This window comes from Duganella hordei (assembly GCF_040369125.1).
GTDB lineage: Bacteria > Pseudomonadota > Gammaproteobacteria > Burkholderiales > Burkholderiaceae_D > Rugamonas > Rugamonas hordei.
The window spans coordinates 85759-102784 of record NZ_BPWI01000006.1; the positions used below are offsets into that span (position 1 = coordinate 85759).

Here is a 17026-nt window from a genome sequence, read left to right on the forward strand (position 1 = left end):
GAACATGGCACGCACTCTCAAACTGAAAATTTACCGTTACGACCCGGACCAGGACGCCAAGCCGTACATGCAGGACGTGACGGTCGAGCTGAAGGACACCGACAAGATGCTGCTCGACGCGCTGCAGCGCATCAAGTCCGACGTCGACGATTCGCTGGCCCTGCGCCGCTCGTGCCGCGAAGGCGTGTGCGGTTCGGACGCGATGAACATCAACGGCAAGAACGGCCTGGCCTGCACCACCAACCTGAACGAGCTGACCGAGCCTATCGTGCTGCGTCCGCTGCCAGGCCTGCCGGTGATCCGCGACCTGATCGTCGACATGACCCAGTTCTTCAAGCAGTACGATTCGATCAAGCCTTACCTGATCAACGATTCGATCCGTCCTGAAAAAGAACGCCTGCAAACCCCGACCGAGCGCGAAGAGCTCGACGGCCTGTACGAGTGCATCCTGTGCGCCTGCTGCTCGACGTCGTGCCCGTCGTTCTGGTGGAATCCGGACAAGTTCGTCGGTCCTGCCGGCCTGCTGCAAGCCTACCGCTTCATCGCCGACTCGCGCGACGAAGCGACCGGCGCGCGCCTGGACAACCTGGAAGATCCGTACCGCCTGTTCCGCTGCCACTCGATCATGAACTGCGTCGACGTTTGCCCCAAGGGTTTGAACCCGAACAAGGCCATCGGCAAGATCAAGGAATTGATGGTACGCCGCGCAATTTAAGGCCATTCCACGGGCGGCGGCTCCGCCGCCCGTTTTAGTATAAAGTGGCACAGCCATATGACTGAACAGAACAACTCTGCGCATCAGTCCGACCCAGCCAACAGAGCGCGCCTGCGCTGGCGCTCGCGCCGGGGTCTGCTGGAAAACGACATCATCCTGACCCGTTTTCTCGATGCGCATGAAACCGAATTGACCGACGAAGAAGTGGACGCGTTCACGCGGCTCCTCGATTTGTCGGACAATGCCCTGATGGATCTGGTACTGGCCCGTAAAGAGCCGGAAGGCGAGGTCGATCTGCCGCATGTGCACGCACTGTTGCAGCGACTGCGGCTTGCATAAAGACACACCCAGAATTTTAGTTTTTTTTATTTGTCGCATCTCTCCAAGAAGGAAGAGTCCATGAACACCTCTGATAACAAAGCCACCCTGTCGTTCTCCGATGGCAGCCCATCGGTCGAATTCCCGATCTACAAAGGTACCGTTGGTCCCGACGTGATCGACATCCGCAAGCTGTACGCCGGCACCGGCAAGTTCACCTACGATCCGGGCTTCATGTCGACCGCCGCCTGCAACTCGTCGATCACCTACATCGACGGCGACAAGGGCGAGCTGCTGTACCGCGGCTACCCGATCGAGCAGCTGGCCGTGAACGCCGACTTCATGGAGTCGTGCTACCTGCTGCTGAACGGCGAACTGCCGAACAAGGTTGAAAAAGAGAAGTTCGTCGAAACCGTGACCAAGCACACCATGGTCCACGAGCAGATGCAATTCTTCTTCCGCGGCTTCCGCCGCGACGCGCACCCGATGTCGGTGCTGGTCGGCACCGTCGGCGCGCTGGCGTCGTTCTACCACGATTCGCTCGACATCAACGACGCCAAGCAGCGCGAGATCTCGGCCATCCGCCTGATCGCCAAGATGCCGACGCTGGTGGCGATGGCGTACAAGTACTCGATGGGCCAGCCGTTCATGTATCCGCGCAACGACCTGTCGTACAGCGCCAACTTCATGCGCATGATGTTCGGCAATCCGTGCGAAGAATACAAGGTCAACGACGTGCTGGTGCGCGCGCTGGACCGCATCCTGATCCTGCACGCGGACCACGAGCAGAACGCTTCGACCTCGACCGTGCGTCTGGCCGGTTCGTCGGGCGCCAACCCGTTCGCCTGTATCGCTGCCGGCATCGCCTGCCTGTGGGGCCCTGCCCACGGCGGCGCCAACGAAGCGGCGCTGAACATGCTGAAGGAAATCGGCACCGTCGAGAACATTCCTGCCTTCATCGCGCAAGTGAAAGACAAGAACTCCGGCGTCAAGCTGATGGGCTTCGGTCACCGCGTGTACAAGAACTTCGACCCGCGCGCCAAGCTGATGCGCGAAACCTGCTACGAAGTGCTGGAAGAGCTGGGCCTGCAGGACGACCCGCTGTTCAAGCTGGCGATGGAACTGGAAAAGATCGCGCTGAACGACGAATACTTCGTCTCGCGCAAGCTGTACCCGAACGTCGACTTCTACTCGGGCATCGTGCAATCGGCGCTGGGCATTCCAGTGTCGCTGTTCACCGGTATCTTCGCCATGGCCCGCACCATCGGCTGGATCGCCCAGTGGAACGAAATGATCGCCGATCCGGAGCAGAAGATCGGCCGTCCACGCCAGCTGTTCGTCGGCGCGACCACCCGCGACGTGCCGCCGCTGGACAAGCGTTAATCCGCGGTTTCACGCAGCAAAAAAAAACGGGCTTCGGCCCGTTTTTTTATGGTCGCGGCTTACGGCAGGTAGGTCTGGATCACCGTGTTTTGCACGCGCCCGTACAGCATGGGTTTGGCATAGGCGATGCTGCTGAGTGCCGGCGTGCCCCAGGCCAGCTGCGGCGTGGACAGTGTGCCGTTGGGCGCGATCTTGCGCGTCGGGCCGCTGCCGCTGACATACAGGTTGCCCTGCTCGTCGATGGCCAGGGCGCTGGCAGTGGTCAGGTTCAGGCTGCCGGAGCCGGCCGCGCCGTCGGCCGTGCCGCGCACGCCCGGCGTGCCCGCGAACACGGTGATCGCCCCCTGGGGCACGGCCTTGTAGATGACCGAGTTGCCGCTGTCGGCGATATACAGGATGCTGTCGGTTTCATTACCGTACACCACCGAGGCCGGCGCATAGCTGCTGGCCGCGCCTTGCGTGCCGGCCAGCACGGCCACCAGGTCGGCGCGCGTAATGAGCGTGTTGCCGAGCTTGGGGTTCAAGCGCATGACGCTGGCGCCGCCCTGGTCGACCGCCGCCAGTTCCTCGTAGGCCGAGGCGGCAATCCAGTTGTAGCGCACGCCGGCGAGCGGTGTGGTGTTGATGTTGAAGTTGCCGTCCAGTCCGACGGTGCGGAAGCGGTAGGACCCGTCGGCGGCCTGGTCGATGACGTACAGCAGGCCGGAGCGGCTGATGCCCACCGCGTTCGGCTTGTTGAACGGCGCGCCGGCCGGGCCTCCGGCGTGAATTACCAGGTCGCCCGCCGGCGACAGCCTGCGAATGGCGTTTTGGTCCGTGTCCGCCAGGTAGGCGAAACCCAGGGAGTCGACCGCGAACTGAGGGGGCGAAGTAAAGGTCAGCGTCGCCAGCAGCACCGGTGCGCAGCTGACGGCGATGCCGGTCACGGTCGCGTTGCCAACGGTGCCCGTGCCGCCTTGCAGCCTGCAGGTGGCGCTCGCGCTCTGCGTCTTGATGCTGGCGGCGTAAGCGGTGCCGGACGGGGCGGTGGTGGGAAAGGTGAAATTGCCGCTGGCGGTGACATCGACGCTGTCGCTGCCATTGGCCAGCGTCAGTGTGGCGCCTGCGGGCAGGCCGCTGACACTGCCGCCGATCGAGTATTTGGTGACGGGGGGCGGAGGCGGAGTGCCGCTATCGCCGGAGCCGCCGCAGCCGCCGAGGCTGAAGAGCCCAGCTGCGGCCAGCAGGGAGGTTGTAAATGGCTTGACGTTCATATGGCTTCCTTAAGCGGGTATCAGGCGGGATGTAATGCCTTTATAGCACGCTTATCTGAAAAGCCATTTTCATCAGCCCGGTTCTGATCGGCGCGTACGGCGGTCGGGCCGCAGCACCAGCAGCCACCAGACGACGACGCCGATAGTCACTTGTGGCAGGTTGAACAGGAATTTATCCAGCGTGACGTCGCGCCGCCGCGGCCACGGCAGGTCGGCCGATTCGATGATGATGTTGGTGTGGTAGAAGCACGCCGCCAGCAGGAGCAGCACGGCCGCCACCCAGATGCCGGGCAGCGTGGTGACGCGCCGGCGCAGCAGCGCGGCAAACGGGTAGGCGACGATGCAGCAGCCCAAGTAGGCAAACAGGTTGGCCATCAAGTCCTGCACGCGCGCATGCGGCAGCAGGATGGGGGCGGCGCAGATTGCAATCGCCAGCATGACGGCAATGACCGGGTGTGGGCGTTCGGGCCAGGTGTTAAGGCGGCTGTTCATGAAAGGAGCGCGGTGGGAGTGGGCGCCCATTGTAGCCGGAGTATGGCGGGCGGATCGTCTCGCGGTTTACTTTTCCTGGTCGAGCAGCGCCTGGATTTCCTCGCGTTCCTTCTTGCTGACGTGGCCGCCGCGCAGGGCGGCCAGCACCAGAGCCTTGCCGGAGCCGGAGAAGGCTTTCTGTATCAGTTCCTTCAGCAAATTGGTTTGCAGCGAGTCCTGCTCCTGCGCCGGGGCGTAGACGTGGGCGCGCTGGCTTTCGTCGCGGGTCAGCAGGCCCTTGGTGTGCATCACCTGCAGCAGGCGCAATACCGTGGCGTAGTTCATCTCCGGCCGCGTTTCCAGCGCGGCGGCATGCACCTGCTTGGCCGTCGCCGGGCCCAGCGCGAACAGCAGGCGCAGCATCTCCAGTTCGGAGGCGGTCGGTTTGGGTGGGGTAACAGTGCTCATGGATGTAGAATAAAATATCTAGAACGAATTGTCTAGCCCTTCGCCAGCAGAAGAGCGATGTCGGCGAACAGGGGCCGTGCCGCGCTGTCGGCGTGGACGCAGGCCGCTTGCAGCGGGGCCAGGAAGGGCGGAGCGCCATCGCAGCGCGCCATCAGTTCTTCCAGCAGGAAGCCGAAGGCGCGCACTTCCAGCCGCTGCAGCTGCGCGGCGGCCGGCCCGGCTGGGTCGTAGAAAGAGGCGGCGCCGAAGTCGCCCAGCAAGGTGCGGCCCTGCTCGCAGTGCAGGATGTTGTGGCCGTACAGGTCGCCGTGCATGATGCCGCGCCGATGCAGCTGGGCGGCGGCGGAGGCGATGCCGCCGGCGATGGCCAGCATCGCGTCCGCGCCGAAGCGCTTGCCGTCTTCGTACATGTCGCGGGTACAGCTGTCCAGGCTGGGCGGGCCGGCCAGGTTGCGGAATTCGGGATCGATCAGCGACATCACCAGGCCGTGCGCGCCGTCCGGGTGATGCTCGACCTGGCCCAGCACCGGGATCAGGTTGGGATGCGCGCCGGCGCTGATGCAGGCCGCCATTTCGCACAGCGGCGAGCCGTCGCTGGTCATCGCGCCCTTGAACAGCTTGACGGCCACGTGCTCGCCGCCGTACGCGGCGCGGTGGATCACGCCGGAGGCGCCTTCGCCCAGCTTCTGCTCCAGCCGCAGTGCATCCCATGCGATGCCGGCGGCCGGCGCGCTTTCCATCGCCAGCTCGCGTTCTGCGCAGAAGGGATTGCCGGCATAGGCCAGCCAGGTCAGGCGCGGCAGCGCGGGCAGCCACGCGGGCAATTCGGAAAGCTGGTTGGCGGCGATGCGCAGCAGTTCCAGCCGGTGCAGCTGCGCCATCTCCGCAGGCAGCGCGCGCAGGCGGTTCCCGGCCAGCATCAGCTTTTGCAGCATGGGCCGGCGGCCCAGCTCGGCCGGCAGCTGTTCGATCTCGTTCCCGGTCAGCACCAGCCAGCGCAGCTGCGGCGGCAGCGAGGCGGCCGGCACCGTACGGATGCGGTTGGCCTTGAAGCCGACCATGGTCAGCGCCGCGCAGGCGCCCAGCACCGCGGGCAGCTCGGTGAAGCGGTTGTCCGAGCAGAAGATGATGCGCAGCTTGTGCAGCCGGGGCAGGTCGTCCGGCAGCGACGACAGCGCGTTGCCGGACAGGTCGAGGATTTCCAGGGTGTCGGCCAGCTCGAATATCTCGCGCGGGAATTCGGTCAGGCCGCAGGCCAGCTGCAGGCGCCGGACGCCTTTCAGGGCGCCTGCGCGCAACTGCTCAAGGGTGTGCATGTAAAGGAGGGTGGTCAGTCAATAATAACCGCCGCAGTGTATCACTCCCTTGCCGCCTTGATTACCACTTCATTTCGCCCTTGGCCACTTTGGCGCTGGTGTCCAGCGCGGCGTTCAGGCCGGCGTTGGGATACAGCTGCTTCATGCGGGCGATCAGCGCGGCGGAATCGGCCGCTTTCGCCGTCTCGGCTTCAAAGCTCACCAGGTAGTTGCTGGTGAAGGCGATGCTGTCCGGCGTCAGCGCGGCGCCCGGCGCGAAGTGGCCCGGCACCACCGTGGCCGGCTTCAGCGCCGCGATGCCCTTCAGCGTCGCCAGCCACTGGCGGCGCGATTCCGGCGTCTGCGTATCGGCGGTCCACACGTGCAACTGGTTGAACACCACCACGCCGCCGGCGACCGTCTTGATCGACGGGATCCACACGTAGCTGCGATCCGGCGTCGCGCCTTTCAGGCCTTCGATCTTCAGCGCCTGGCCTTCCAGCTGGATGGTGTCGCCGGCCAGCGGCTGCGGCACGATGATGCTCTGCGGCGCGTTGTCTTTCAGGATGGGCCCCCAGAAGGCGACCTTGGCGTCCTTCTTTTTCTCGATGCCGGCGATGGTTTGCGGCGTGGCGACGATTTTCGCCTCGGGGAAGGCGGCGTGGATCACGTCCAGGCCGAAGTAGAAATCGGGATCGCTGTGGCTGACATACACGGTGGTCAGGCGCTTGCCGCCGGCGCGAATGCGCTCGACCAGCTTGAGCGCCTCGCCGCGCGAGAACTGGGCGTCGATCAGCACCGCGTCCTTGGCGCCGCTGACGATCACCGAGGCCACCGGGAAGATGGCGGCTTCGCCCGGATTGAAGACTTCCAGCTGCAATGGCGCGGCGTGGACGGCGGCGGAAGCGGCGAGGGCGGCGGACACTAGGGTTTGCTTGATCATGATGGTCTTTCACGTGAGGTTGGAGTGACGCCATCTTAAATTGCTTGATTCGATAGAAAAATACGGTAATCTGCACGTGTTAATTGCATAAATCGGACGAATTGGGCCAATCGCATGGATCGCATCACCGCAGCGCAGGTTTTCGTCAACATCGCCGAGCGTGGCAGCATGATCGCCGCCGCCGAGGCGCTGGACATGTCGCGCGCCATGGTCACGCGCTACCTGGCAGAGATGGAGGAGTGGGCCGGCGCCCGCCTGCTGCACCGGAGCACGCGTCGCCTGAGCCTGACCGACGCCGGCGACGTCACGCTGGCGCGCTGCCGCGCCATGCTGGAACTGGCCGGGGCCATGCAGGTGGCGGCCGAAGACGCCGGCACGCCGCATGGCCTGCTGCGCATCACCTGCTCGCAATCGCTGGCGCAGGCCGAGCTGGCCAGCGCGGTGACGGCCTTCCTGAAGCGCTACCCGCGCACGGCGGTCGACCTGCAGATGAGCAACCGCGCGGTCAACCTGGTCGAGCAGCGCATCGACCTGGCGCTGCGCATCACCAATGCGCTGGAGCCGAACCTGATCGCCCGCCAGCTCGGCGTGTGCGACTCGGTGGTCTGCGCCGCGCCGTCCTACCTGGCCGGGCGCCCGGCGCCGCAGCGGGCCGAAGACCTGGCCGCGCACAACTGCCTGACCTACACCTATTTCGGCAAAAGCCTGTGGCAGTTCACGCGCCGGGACGGGGAGGGCGTTACGGTGCCGGTCAGCGGCAACCTGTCCGCCAATGAAGACCTGATCCTGCTGAAGGCGGCGGTGGAGGGCGCCGGCATCGCGCTGCAGCCGCTGTACAGCGCCGCGCCGCTGATCGCCGACGGCCGGCTGGTCGCGCTGCTGCCTGGCTACGCGCCCCAGCAGATGGGCATCTACGGGATTTACACCTCGCGCCAGCACATGCCGCCGGCGCTGCGCGCCATGCTCGACTTCCTGCTCGACTGGTTCGCCCATACCAGCCTGCAGGCGAAGCAGCCGCTGGAAAGCCGTTGAAAATATGCAAACATTACGCAAGAGCCAAGCAATCATGCGGCTTAAGCGAAAATTAATGGCAAAAGATTTACCAGGATTTTGTCGCACAATTGGTTGTTGGGATACAATACCGGTGCTATGCTGAATGACCGATTTTGTAGTACCTGAAGAACTATAGCCCTTCCCCACAACTTGATGTGCAATCCGCTAACCGGTCAGGCCGTGTCGCGGAAGGTTAGATTAACCCGCTAATTCCTCGCGAAGCGCGAAGAAAGGTGAGCAAGATGATGCAACAATATACGTCCAATTCCTACCTGTTTGGTGGGAACGCCCCGTACGTCGAAGAACTGTACGAAGCGTATCTCAACAACCCAGGTTCCGTGCCAGACAACTGGCGCGCCTACTTCGACGCCATGCAGCACGTACCGGCAGTCGATGGCTCCAATAAACCAGACGTCGCTCACGCTTCGGTCATCGCCTCCTTCGCCGAACGCGCGAAAGCCGGCCCGATCCGCACCGTGGTTGCCTCGGCCGACGCCGAAATGGGCCGCAAGCGCGTCGCCGCGACCCAGCTGATCGCCGCCTACCGCTACCTGGGTTCCCGCTGGGCCAACCTGGATCCGCTGCAGCGTCAGGAGCGTCCGTCGATCAACGAGCTGGAGCCGAGCTTCTACGGCTTCACCGACGCGGACATGGACACCGTGTTCAACATCAGCAATACCTACTTCGGCCCGGAAACCGCGACCCTGCGCGACCTGCTGAACTACCTGCGCGACACTTACACCCGTTCGATCGGCGCAGAGTACATGTACATCTCCGACCCGGCTGAAAAGCGCTGGCTGCAAGAGCGCCTGGAGTCGATCCGCTCGACCCCGAATTTCACGCCTGAGAAGAAAAAACACATCCTCGAGCGCCTGACCGCCGCTGAAGGCCTGGAGCGCTACCTGCACACCAAGTACGTCGGCCAGAAACGCTTCTCGCTGGAAGGCGGCGAAACGTTCATCGCCTCGATCGACGAAATCATCCAGCGCGCCGGCGAAAAAGGCGTGCAGGAGATCGTTATCGGCATGGCCCACCGCGGCCGTCTGAACGTGCTGGTCAACACCCTGGGCAAGTCGCCCAAGGAACTGTTCGAAGAATTCGAAGGCAAGCACGGCGACGACCTGCCGGCCGGCGACGTCAAATACCACCAGGGCTTCTCGTCGGACATCTCGACCGCCGGCGGTCCGGTCCACCTGTCGCTGGCGTTCAACCCGTCGCACCTGGAAATCGTCAATCCTGTGGTCGAAGGCTCGGTCAAGGCGCGCATGGACCGCCGCGGCGACACGCTGGGCAAGCAAGTGCTGCCTATCCTGGTGCACGGCGACGCCGCCTTCGCAGGCCAGGGCGTCGTGATGGAAACGCTGAACCTGGCGCAAACCCGCGGCTACGGCACGGGCGGCACGGTGCACATCGTCATCAACAACCAGATCGGCTTCACCACCTCGGACCCGCGCGACGCCCGTTCGACCATCTACTGCTCGGACGTGGTCAAGATGATCGAAGCGCCGGTGCTGCACGTGAACGCCGACGATCCTGAAGCCGTGGTACTGGCTTCGCAGATCGCCATGGACTACCGCCTGCAGTTCCAGAAGGATATCGTTGTCGACATCATCTGCTACCGCAAACTGGGCCACAACGAACAAGATACGCCGGCGCTGACCCAGCCGCTGATGTACAAGAAAATCGGCCAGCACCCAGGCACCCGCAAGCTGTACGCGGACAAGCTGGTGGCGCAGACCGTGATCGCGGCCGACGGCGGCGAACAGATGCAAGCGGCCTTCCGCGACGCCATGGACGCCGGCAAGCACACCGTCGATCCGGTGATCTCGAACTTCAAGAACAAGTACGCCGTCGACTGGCTGCCGTTCCTGAACCGCAAGTGGACCGACTCGGCCGACACCGCCGTGCCGATGACCGAACTGAAACGCCTGGCCGGCCGCATCACCACCGTGCCGGAAGGCTTCAAGGTGCACTCGCTGGTTGAAAAAGTGCTGGGCGACCGCGCCTCGATGGGTCGCGGCGAACTGAACCTGGACTGGGGCATGGGCGAACACCTGGCCTACGCCTCGCTGGTCGCATCCGGCTACGCCGTGCGCCTGACCGGCCAGGACGCCGGCCGCGGCACCTTCGTGCACCGCCACGCCGTGCTGCACGACCAGAACCGCGAACGCTGGGATGCCGGCACCTACGTGCCGCTGGAGAACATCGCCGAAGGCCAGGCACCGTTCACCGTGATCGACTCCGTGCTGTCCGAAGAGGCGGTGCTGGGCTTCGAATACGGCTACTCGACCGCCGAGCCGAACACGCTGACGATCTGGGAAGCCCAGTTCGGCGACTTCGTCAACGGCGCGCAAGTGGTCATCGACCAGTTCATCAGCTCCGGCGAAGTGAAGTGGGGCCGCGCTTCGGGCCTGGTCATGATGCTGCCGCACGGTTACGAAGGCCAGGGTCCTGAGCACTCGTCCGCGCGTCCTGAGCGTTTCCTGCAGCTGTGCGCCGACAACAACATGCAAGTGGTGCAGCCGACCACCGCCGCGCAGATCTTCCACGTGCTGCGTCGCCAGATGGTGCGCCAGTTCCGCAAGCCGCTGGTGATCCTGACGCCGAAATCGCTGCTGCGCAACAAGGACGCTGGTTCGGCACTGAACGAGCTGGCCAAGGGCGCGTTCCAGACCGTGATCGGCGAAGTCGACGAGAAAATCGACGCCAAGAAGGTCAAGCGCGTGATCGCCTGCTCGGGCAAGGTTTACTACGACCTGGTCAACGCACGCAAGACCCGCGGCCAGACCGACACGGCCATCATCCGTATCGAACAGCTGTATCCGTTCCCGCACAAATCGTTCGCCGCCGAGCTGAAGAAGTTCCCAAGCCTGACGGAAGTGGTGTGGGCGCAGGACGAGCCGCAGAATCAGGGCCCATGGTTCCAGATTCAGCACAACATCTTCGAGAGCATGGACGCTGGCCAGCGCCTGGCATACGCCGGCCGCCCAGCATCGGCATCGCCGGCTGTCGGTTACTACGACAAGCACTACGCCCAGCAGAAAGACTTGCTGGAGACGGCGTTCTCGAAGCTCAAGGGCTTCATCCTGACGAAATAATCACAATACTTAATGACGGAGCGCCGTTCTGCTGTGCGGGGCGGCGCCGCAATAACAATTTACGGAGTTTTACATGGCACAAATCGAAGTCAAAGTCCCCCAGCTGTCGGAATCGGTAGCAGAAGCCACGATGCTGACCTGGCATAAAAAAGTCGGCGACGCTGTAGCGCGCGACGAAAACCTGATCGACATCGAGACCGATAAAGTAGTTCTGGAATTGCCTGCACCAGCCGCCGGCGTGCTGGTCAAAATCATCAAGGGCGACGGCAGCACCGTGGTTGCCGACGAACTGATCGCCGTGATCGACACCGACGGCGCCGCCGCCGTCGCAGCTCCTGCAGCCGCTGCCGCCCCGGCACCAGCCGCCGCAGCAGCACCAGCAGCTCCTGCAGCCGCCACCGGTGGCAGCAAAGGCGACGTGGCCATGCCGGCCGCCGCCAAGATCCTGTCCGAAAAAGGCCTGAGCGCCGGCGATGTCGCCGGTTCCGGCAAAGACGGCCGCGTGACCAAGGGCGACGCCCTGGCCGCCGGCGCCAAGGCACCGGCAGTCGCGCCACTGGCCGCGCCAGCCGCCAAGCCTGCGCTGCAGCAGGTTGCCGCCCCTGCGGTCGCCGGCCTGGGCGATCGTCCGGAAGAGCGCGTGCCGATGAGCCGCCTGCGCGCCCGTATCGCCGAGCGCCTGGTGCAATCGCAATCGACCAACGCCATCCTGACCACGTTCAACGAAGTGAACATGGCACCGGTGATGGACCTGCGTAACAAGTACAAGGACAAGTTCGAGAAAGAGCACGGCGTCAAGCTGGGCTTCATGTCCTTCTTCGTCAAGGCAGCCGTTGCCGCGCTGAAGAAATACCCGATCATCAACGCCTCCGTCGACGGCAACGACATCGTCTACCACGGCTACTTCGACATCGGTATCGCTGTCGGTTCGCCGCGCGGCCTGGTGGTGCCTATCCTGCGCAACGCCGACCAGATGTCGATCGCCGACATCGAGAAGAAAATCGGTGAATTCGGCCAGAAAGCCAAGGAAGGCAAGCTGACCCTGGACGACCTGACCGGCGGCACCTTCTCGATCTCGAACGGCGGCACCTTCGGCTCCATGCTGTCGACCCCGATCATCAACCCGCCACAATCGGCCATCCTGGGCGTGCACGCGACCAAGGACCGCGCCGTGGTTGAAAACGGCCAGATCGTTGTGCGTCCGATGAACTACCTGGCGATGTCCTACGACCACCGCATCATCGACGGCCGCGAAGCCGTGCTGGGCCTGGTGGCCATGAAGGAAGCGCTGGAAGATCCTGCGCGCCTGCTGCTGGACCTGTAATTCCTGCCTTGCCCCGGGCTCGTCCGAGCCCGGGAATTTCTCTGGGGATCACGAATGAGCGTCGCAGAAGAAATCAAGCGTTTACACGAGTTGCACCAGGCCGGCGCCTTGTCGGATGAGGAATACGCCGCCGCCAAGGCCAGGCTGCTGAACCAGGACAACTACCGTCCCGGCGAGGATGTCGGCAGCGACATTTCCCGCCTGCGCCGTTCGCAAACGGACCGCTGGCTGGGCGGCGTCTGCGGCGGGCTGGGCAAGGTGACCGGGGTCGAATCGTGGATCTGGCGTTTGCTGTTCGTGCTGTTCGTGTGCACCTTTGGTTTCGGCCTGGCGGTCTACCTGCTGTTGTGGATTTTCGTGCCGGAAGAAGAACTGATTGGAAAATAAAAAATGAGTAAACAATTTGACGTAGTAGTCATCGGCGCCGGTCCTGGCGGTTACATCGCTGCCATCCGCGCCGCTCAACTGGGTTTCTCGGTCGCCTGCGTGGACGCGTGGGAAAATGAAAAAGGCGGCCCTGCGCCGGGCGGCACCTGCACCAACGTCGGTTGCATCCCGTCGAAAGCGCTGCTGCAATCGTCGGAGCACTACGAGCACGCCGGCCATGCGTTCAAGGAGCACGGCATCGATGTCGCCGGCCTGTCGCTGAACCTGCCGCAGATGCTGAAGCGCAAGGACACCGTGGTCAAGCAGAACAACGACGGCATCCTGTTCCTGTTCAAGAAAAACAAGGTCACCTTCTTCCACGGCCGCGCTGCATTCGCCGGCGCCGCCACCGCCGAAGGCTACCCGCTGACCATCACCGGTCCTGGCGCCGACAGCATCACCGGCAAGCACGTCATCGTCGCCACCGGCTCCAACGCGCGCGCGCTGCCTGGCGCACCGTTCGATGAAAAACTGATCCTGTCGAACGCCGGCGCGCTGGCCACCGGCGCGGTGCCGAAAAAGCTGGGCGTGATCGGCGCCGGCGTCATCGGCCTGGAGATGGGTTCCGTATGGCGCCGCCTGGGTTCCGAAGTGACCGTGCTGGAAGGCCTGCCGGTGTTCCTCGGCGCGGTCGACGAGCAGGTTGCCAAGGAAGCGCTGAAGCAGTTCACCAAGCAGGGCCTGTCGATCAACCTGGGCTGCAAGATCGGCAAGATCACCCCGGGCAAGAACGACGTCACCGTGGAATACGAAAACGCCAAGGGCGAAGCCACCACCGCCACTTTCGACCGCCTGATCGTGTCGATCGGCCGCACGCCGAACACCGACGGCCTGGCCGCCGACAAGGCCGGCCTGCAGCTGGACGAGCGCGGCTTCGTCGCGGTCGACGGCGACTGCAAGACCAACCTGCCCAACGTCTGGGCGATCGGCGACGTGGTGCGCGGCCCGATGCTGGCGCACAAGGCTGAAGAAGAAGGCGTGGCGGTTGCCGAGACCATCGCCGGCCAGCATGGCCACACCAACTTCAACACGATTCCGTGGGTGATCTACACCTCGCCGGAAATCGCGTGGGTCGGCCGCACCGAGCAGCAGCTGAAAGCCGACGGCGTCGCCTACAAGGCCGGCAGCTTCCCGTTCCTGGCCAACGGCCGCGCGCGCGCGCTGGGCGACACCACCGGCTTCGTCAAGTTCCTGGCCGACGCGACCACCGACGAAATCCTGGGCGTGCACATCATCGGACCGATGGCTTCCGAGCTGATCTCCGAAGCCGTCGTGGCGATGGAGTTCAAGGCTTCGGCTGAAGACATCGCGCGCATCTGCCACGCACACCCATCCTTGTCGGAAGCGACCAAGGAAGCCGCGCTGGCGATCGACAAGCGTACGCTGAACTTCTAACGAGGTCGCTTAAAAGCGAGCGCGGCTTCGTTGCGGCGACTCGCCGTACAGTTGTACTGTCTTCGTCGCCGCGCCTCGCCGCGCACGCTTTGAAGCAACCTCGGGCGGGCCGTTGGCCCGCCGTTTTTATTTGCGCAGCCGCCATACAGAATCGAACACATGAACGTCGAAGAGTTTTATCAGCATGCGCTGGAAGAGCGCAATTTCAAGGCCGACGCGGCCCAGCGCCGCGCGGTGGACCGCCTGCAGCAGTGCTACGACGAATGGGTGGCCTACAAGGGCCAGCGCTCCAGCACCTTCAAGCGCCTGATCAATCGTCCCGACGTGCCGAAGGGCGTCTACATGTGGGGCGGGGTAGGGCGCGGCAAGTCCTTCCTGATGGACAGCTTCTATTCGGTGGTGCCGCTGGTGCGCAAGACGCGTCTGCACTTCCACGAATTCATGCGCGGCGTGCACCGCCAGCTCGACGAGCTGACCGGCGTCGCCAATCCGCTGGACGAGGTGGCCAAGCGCATCGCCAAGAAATACCGTCTGATCTGCTTCGACGAATTCCATATCTCGGACGTGGCCGACGCCATGATCATGTACAACCTGTTGAGCGCTTTGTTCGACAACGGCGTGTCCTTCATCATGACCTCGAACTACGATCCGAAGCTGCTGTACCCGGACGGTCTGCACCGCGACCGCATCCTGCCGACCATCGCCCTGCTGTACGACAAGCTGGACGTGATGAACATCGACGCCGGCATCGACTACCGCGGCCGCGCGCTGGAGCAGGTCGATTCCTACTACACGCCGCTCAACGCGACGACCGACCAGGCGCTGCGCGACGCCTACTCGCGCATCGCCGAGAGCGCCGACGAGGATCCGGTGGTGCGCATCGAGGCGCGCGAGATCCGCGCGCTGCGGCGCGCCGGCACCATCATCTGGTTCGATTTCAACACGCTGTGCGGCGGCCCCCGTTCGCAGAACGATTACCTGGAAATCGCCAGCCGCTTCCATACCGTGATATTGTCCGGGATTCCGATGATGTCGGCCGCGATGTCGTCGGAGGCGCGGCGCTTCACCTGGCTGATCGACGTGTTCTACGATCAGGGCGTCAAGCTGCTGATGTCGGCCGAGGTGGAACCGGAAGAGCTGTACACCAACGGTACGCTGGCCAATGAATTTCACCGCACGGTGTCGCGCATCGTCGAGATGCAATCGCGCGAGTACATGGACAAGGAGCAGCGCGCCGCGGCCGGTGCGCTGGCTTGAGCTGCAACAGGATAAGAATATGAGACCAAGTTTGAAACCGCTGGGCGAGATGATCGCAGCCGCTGCCTTGGCCGCCCTCGCGGCGCTGGCCGCGCCGGCGCAGGCGCAGGACATCGGCCAGGATCCGGTCGGCGCGCCGCGCGTGCCGCAATCGCATTCGGTGGAGCAGGCCAACGCCACGCTGGAGCAGGTGACCAGGGAGCGCGCCGCCGCCAACGACGAATTCGCCGCCAGCGAGCGCGTTTGCTACAGCAAGTTCTTCGTCAACAATTGCCTGGACAAGGCCAAGGAAAAGCGCCGCGCCACGCTGGCCCGGCTGCGCGCCGTCGAGGTCGAGGCGCAGCACTTCAAGCGCGCGGATTCAGTGGCCCGGCGCGACGCCGACCTGGCCGAGCGCGCCCGCAAGGACGCGGACGAGCAGGCCGCCCGCGCGGCACAACCGCCGAAGCCGCCGAAGGTGGCCGACGAAACCCCGCGTCCGCCGCCCAAGGCCGGCAAGGTGGTCGACCGCGAAGCGGAACATGCGGCCAAGGTCAAGCGCATGGAAGCGCAGGACGCGGCCGACGCCGGCAAGCGCGCCGCCAACGTAGCCGCGTTCGAGCGCAAGAAGGCGGAGTCGGAGCGCCGCCAGGCCGAAGTGGCCAGGAAGAAGGCCGAGAGCGACGCCAAGCGCGCCGCCCAGGCGGAGGCGGAGAAAAAGAAAGCCGCCGCAGCCGCTAAGTAGTCAGACCGCGCGGCGCATCTTCTGCACGATGTAGGTCGGCGCCTCCTGCGGCACCTCGACCAGCTTGATGATCGCCATCGAGCAGTTGTCGCCCTTGCCCTGAGCCCGCTCGCCCGCCTTGCCGACCAGGCGCTCGGCGGCCTGGCGTGGGCTGTTGCGGGCCACCACCGCCGCCAGTTCGCTATCCTTGAACCACTGCCACAGGCCGTCCGAGCACAGCAGGAAGGCGTCGCCCGCCTTCAGGCCTTCGTGCCAGCCGACCGTGACAAACGGAGTCTTGAAGCTGTTGCCCAGCACGTTGCTGAGCAGCTTGGAGTTGCGGTGCTTCCTGGCGGCGTCCAGCGGCAGCTTGTCATGCTCGACCAGGTGTTCGATATAGGCGCCGTCGTTGCTGCGCATCGCGCAGGTCTCGCCGGCAAAGCGGTACACCCGCGCGTCGCCCACATGCGCCCAGACCACCTGGCCGGCCGGCGTCAGTATCAGCAGCGCCACCGCGCTTTGCGGCTCGGTGGTGGCGGCGATGGGATTCATCTTGATGACCTGGTGCGCCTCCAGCGCGATGGCGCGCAGCAGTTCCTGCAGGCGCGGCAGGCTGGGCGTGTCGCCGACGCGGAACTCGTCGAACAAGTGTTTGCCGGTCAGCAGCACCTGGTCCGAGCCGATGGGGCTGTGGTTGCCGTCGGCCAGTACCGCCATCACGTAGCCGGGCGCCTGGGCGGACGTGAACAGGGCCACCCGGTCGTTTTGCTGCGGCCGGTTGCCGATATGCTGGGCCGTACCGGCTTCTATTTTGTATGCGCTCATAACGTGACTGTATCCTGAACCGCGGGTGAGCGATCATTCTGTTGGCGGCAAGCTCGCCGTAGATTAAACTATGCACCGTGTCGCAGTTTGTATGCAACC

At 64.2% G+C, this 17026-nt stretch carries 16 protein-coding genes; 10 read left to right on the forward strand and 6 right to left on the reverse strand.

From position 1 onward, the window contains the following. Nucleotides 1–4: 4 nt before the first annotated feature. Genes ABWW33_RS15765 through gltA form a run of 3 tightly spaced genes read left to right on the forward strand, consistent with a single transcriptional unit; the run spans nt 5 to nt 2416 of the window. Entirely contained in the window at nt 5–715 is a 711-nt protein-coding gene (locus tag ABWW33_RS15765; protein WP_008450684.1) for a succinate dehydrogenase iron-sulfur subunit, read from the forward strand. 57 nt (nt 716–772) lie between these two features. Continuing rightward, nucleotides 773–1054, forward strand: a complete 282-nt coding sequence (locus ABWW33_RS15770; RefSeq protein ID WP_176651983.1) for an FAD assembly factor SdhE — start codon at nt 773–775, stop codon at nt 1052–1054. A gap of 60 nt (nt 1055–1114) precedes the next feature. Then, a complete protein-coding gene (gene gltA, locus ABWW33_RS15775; RefSeq protein WP_176651982.1) occupies nt 1115–2416 on the forward strand; it encodes a citrate synthase in 1302 nt (433 codons plus the stop codon). Nucleotides 2417–2475: 59 nt separating this feature from the next. Here gltA and ABWW33_RS15780 read toward each other — a convergent pair whose 3' ends face one another. From ABWW33_RS15780 to ABWW33_RS15800, 5 genes are all read right to left on the reverse strand, one after another. Next, complete coding sequence (locus tag ABWW33_RS15780) at nt 2476–3669, reverse strand: NHL repeat-containing protein (RefSeq protein ID WP_353402770.1); 1194 nt, start codon at nt 3667–3669, stop codon at nt 2476–2478. Nucleotides 3670–3741: 72 nt separating this feature from the next. Beyond that, entirely contained in the window at nt 3742–4161 is a 420-nt protein-coding gene (locus tag ABWW33_RS15785) for a hypothetical protein (protein WP_353402771.1), read from the reverse strand. Between the two features lie 66 nt (nt 4162–4227). After that, nucleotides 4228–4608, reverse strand: coding sequence for a BlaI/MecI/CopY family transcriptional regulator (locus ABWW33_RS15790; RefSeq protein WP_353402773.1), 381 nt, complete (start codon nt 4606–4608; stop codon nt 4228–4230). Nucleotides 4609–4640: 32 nt separating this feature from the next. After that, the gene (locus ABWW33_RS15795) at nt 4641–5924 is read right to left on the reverse strand and encodes a leucine-rich repeat-containing protein kinase family protein (RefSeq protein ID WP_353402775.1); all 1284 of its coding nucleotides are present in this window, start codon (nt 5922–5924) and stop codon (nt 4641–4643) included. Nucleotides 5925–5985: 61 nt separating this feature from the next. Next, nucleotides 5986–6846 carry an MBL fold metallo-hydrolase gene (locus ABWW33_RS15800; protein ID WP_353402777.1) on the reverse strand — a complete coding sequence of 287 codons (861 nt, stop codon included), beginning with the start codon at nt 6844–6846 and terminating at the stop codon, nt 5986–5988. Between the two features lie 114 nt (nt 6847–6960). Here ABWW33_RS15800 and ABWW33_RS15805 point away from each other — a divergent pair, with 114 nt between their 5' ends. The 7 genes from ABWW33_RS15805 to ABWW33_RS15835 all read left to right on the forward strand — a co-directional run bounded on the left by ABWW33_RS15805 (nt 6961) and on the right by ABWW33_RS15835 (nt 16123). After that, a complete protein-coding gene (locus ABWW33_RS15805; protein WP_353402779.1) occupies nt 6961–7878 on the forward strand; it encodes a LysR family transcriptional regulator in 918 nt (305 codons plus the stop codon). Between the two features lie 263 nt (nt 7879–8141). After that, nucleotides 8142–10997, forward strand: a complete 2856-nt coding sequence (locus tag ABWW33_RS15810) for a 2-oxoglutarate dehydrogenase E1 component (RefSeq protein ID WP_176651974.1) — start codon at nt 8142–8144, stop codon at nt 10995–10997. A gap of 73 nt (nt 10998–11070) precedes the next feature. Next, complete coding sequence (odhB, locus tag ABWW33_RS15815; RefSeq protein ID WP_176651973.1) at nt 11071–12321, forward strand: 2-oxoglutarate dehydrogenase complex dihydrolipoyllysine-residue succinyltransferase; 1251 nt, start codon at nt 11071–11073, stop codon at nt 12319–12321. A gap of 54 nt (nt 12322–12375) precedes the next feature. Next, nucleotides 12376–12708 carry a PspC domain-containing protein gene (locus ABWW33_RS15820; protein WP_176651972.1) on the forward strand — a complete coding sequence of 111 codons (333 nt, stop codon included), beginning with the start codon at nt 12376–12378 and terminating at the stop codon, nt 12706–12708. Nucleotides 12709–12711: 3 nt separating this feature from the next. Beyond that, nucleotides 12712–14142, forward strand: coding sequence for a dihydrolipoyl dehydrogenase (gene lpdA, locus ABWW33_RS15825; protein ID WP_353402781.1), 1431 nt, complete (start codon nt 12712–12714; stop codon nt 14140–14142). Between the two features lie 159 nt (nt 14143–14301). Then, complete coding sequence (gene zapE, locus ABWW33_RS15830) at nt 14302–15399, forward strand: cell division protein ZapE (protein ID WP_176651970.1); 1098 nt, start codon at nt 14302–14304, stop codon at nt 15397–15399. A 19-nt stretch (nt 15400–15418) separates the two neighbouring features. Then, a complete protein-coding gene (locus ABWW33_RS15835) occupies nt 15419–16123 on the forward strand; it encodes a hypothetical protein (RefSeq protein ID WP_353402783.1) in 705 nt (234 codons plus the stop codon). On the opposite strand, the gene ABWW33_RS15840 is transcribed toward ABWW33_RS15835, so the two are convergent. Continuing rightward, on the reverse strand, nt 16124–16927 hold the full coding sequence (locus ABWW33_RS15840; RefSeq protein WP_176651969.1) for a PP2C family protein-serine/threonine phosphatase: 804 nt from the start codon (nt 16925–16927) through the stop codon (nt 16124–16126). It abuts the gene before it with no gap. Between the last annotated feature and the right edge of the window lie 99 nt (nt 16928–17026).

Coding starts and splice junctions, on each gene's coding strand:
- ABWW33_RS15765 (WP_008450684.1), top strand. CDS start 5: ATGGCACGCACTCTCAAACTGAAAATTTACCGTTACGACCCGGACCAG.
- ABWW33_RS15770 (WP_176651983.1), top strand. CDS start 773: ATGACTGAACAGAACAACTCTGCGCATCAGTCCGACCCAGCCAACAGA.
- gltA (WP_176651982.1), top strand. CDS start 1,115: ATGAACACCTCTGATAACAAAGCCACCCTGTCGTTCTCCGATGGCAGC.
- ABWW33_RS15780 (WP_353402770.1), bottom strand. CDS start 3,669: ATGAACGTCAAGCCATTTACAACCTCCCTGCTGGCCGCAGCTGGGCTC.
- ABWW33_RS15785 (WP_353402771.1), bottom strand. CDS start 4,161: ATGAACAGCCGCCTTAACACCTGGCCCGAACGCCCACACCCGGTCATT.
- ABWW33_RS15790 (WP_353402773.1), bottom strand. CDS start 4,608: ATGAGCACTGTTACCCCACCCAAACCGACCGCCTCCGAACTGGAGATG.
- ABWW33_RS15795 (WP_353402775.1), bottom strand. CDS start 5,924: ATGCACACCCTTGAGCAGTTGCGCGCAGGCGCCCTGAAAGGCGTCCGG.
- ABWW33_RS15800 (WP_353402777.1), bottom strand. CDS start 6,846: ATGATCAAGCAAACCCTAGTGTCCGCCGCCCTCGCCGCTTCCGCCGCC.
- ABWW33_RS15805 (WP_353402779.1), top strand. CDS start 6,961: ATGGATCGCATCACCGCAGCGCAGGTTTTCGTCAACATCGCCGAGCGT.
- ABWW33_RS15810 (WP_176651974.1), top strand. CDS start 8,142: ATGATGCAACAATATACGTCCAATTCCTACCTGTTTGGTGGGAACGCC.
- odhB (WP_176651973.1), top strand. CDS start 11,071: ATGGCACAAATCGAAGTCAAAGTCCCCCAGCTGTCGGAATCGGTAGCA.
- ABWW33_RS15820 (WP_176651972.1), top strand. CDS start 12,376: ATGAGCGTCGCAGAAGAAATCAAGCGTTTACACGAGTTGCACCAGGCC.
- lpdA (WP_353402781.1), top strand. CDS start 12,712: ATGAGTAAACAATTTGACGTAGTAGTCATCGGCGCCGGTCCTGGCGGT.
- zapE (WP_176651970.1), top strand. CDS start 14,302: ATGAACGTCGAAGAGTTTTATCAGCATGCGCTGGAAGAGCGCAATTTC.
- ABWW33_RS15835 (WP_353402783.1), top strand. CDS start 15,419: ATGAGACCAAGTTTGAAACCGCTGGGCGAGATGATCGCAGCCGCTGCC.
- ABWW33_RS15840 (WP_176651969.1), bottom strand. CDS start 16,927: ATGAGCGCATACAAAATAGAAGCCGGTACGGCCCAGCATATCGGCAAC.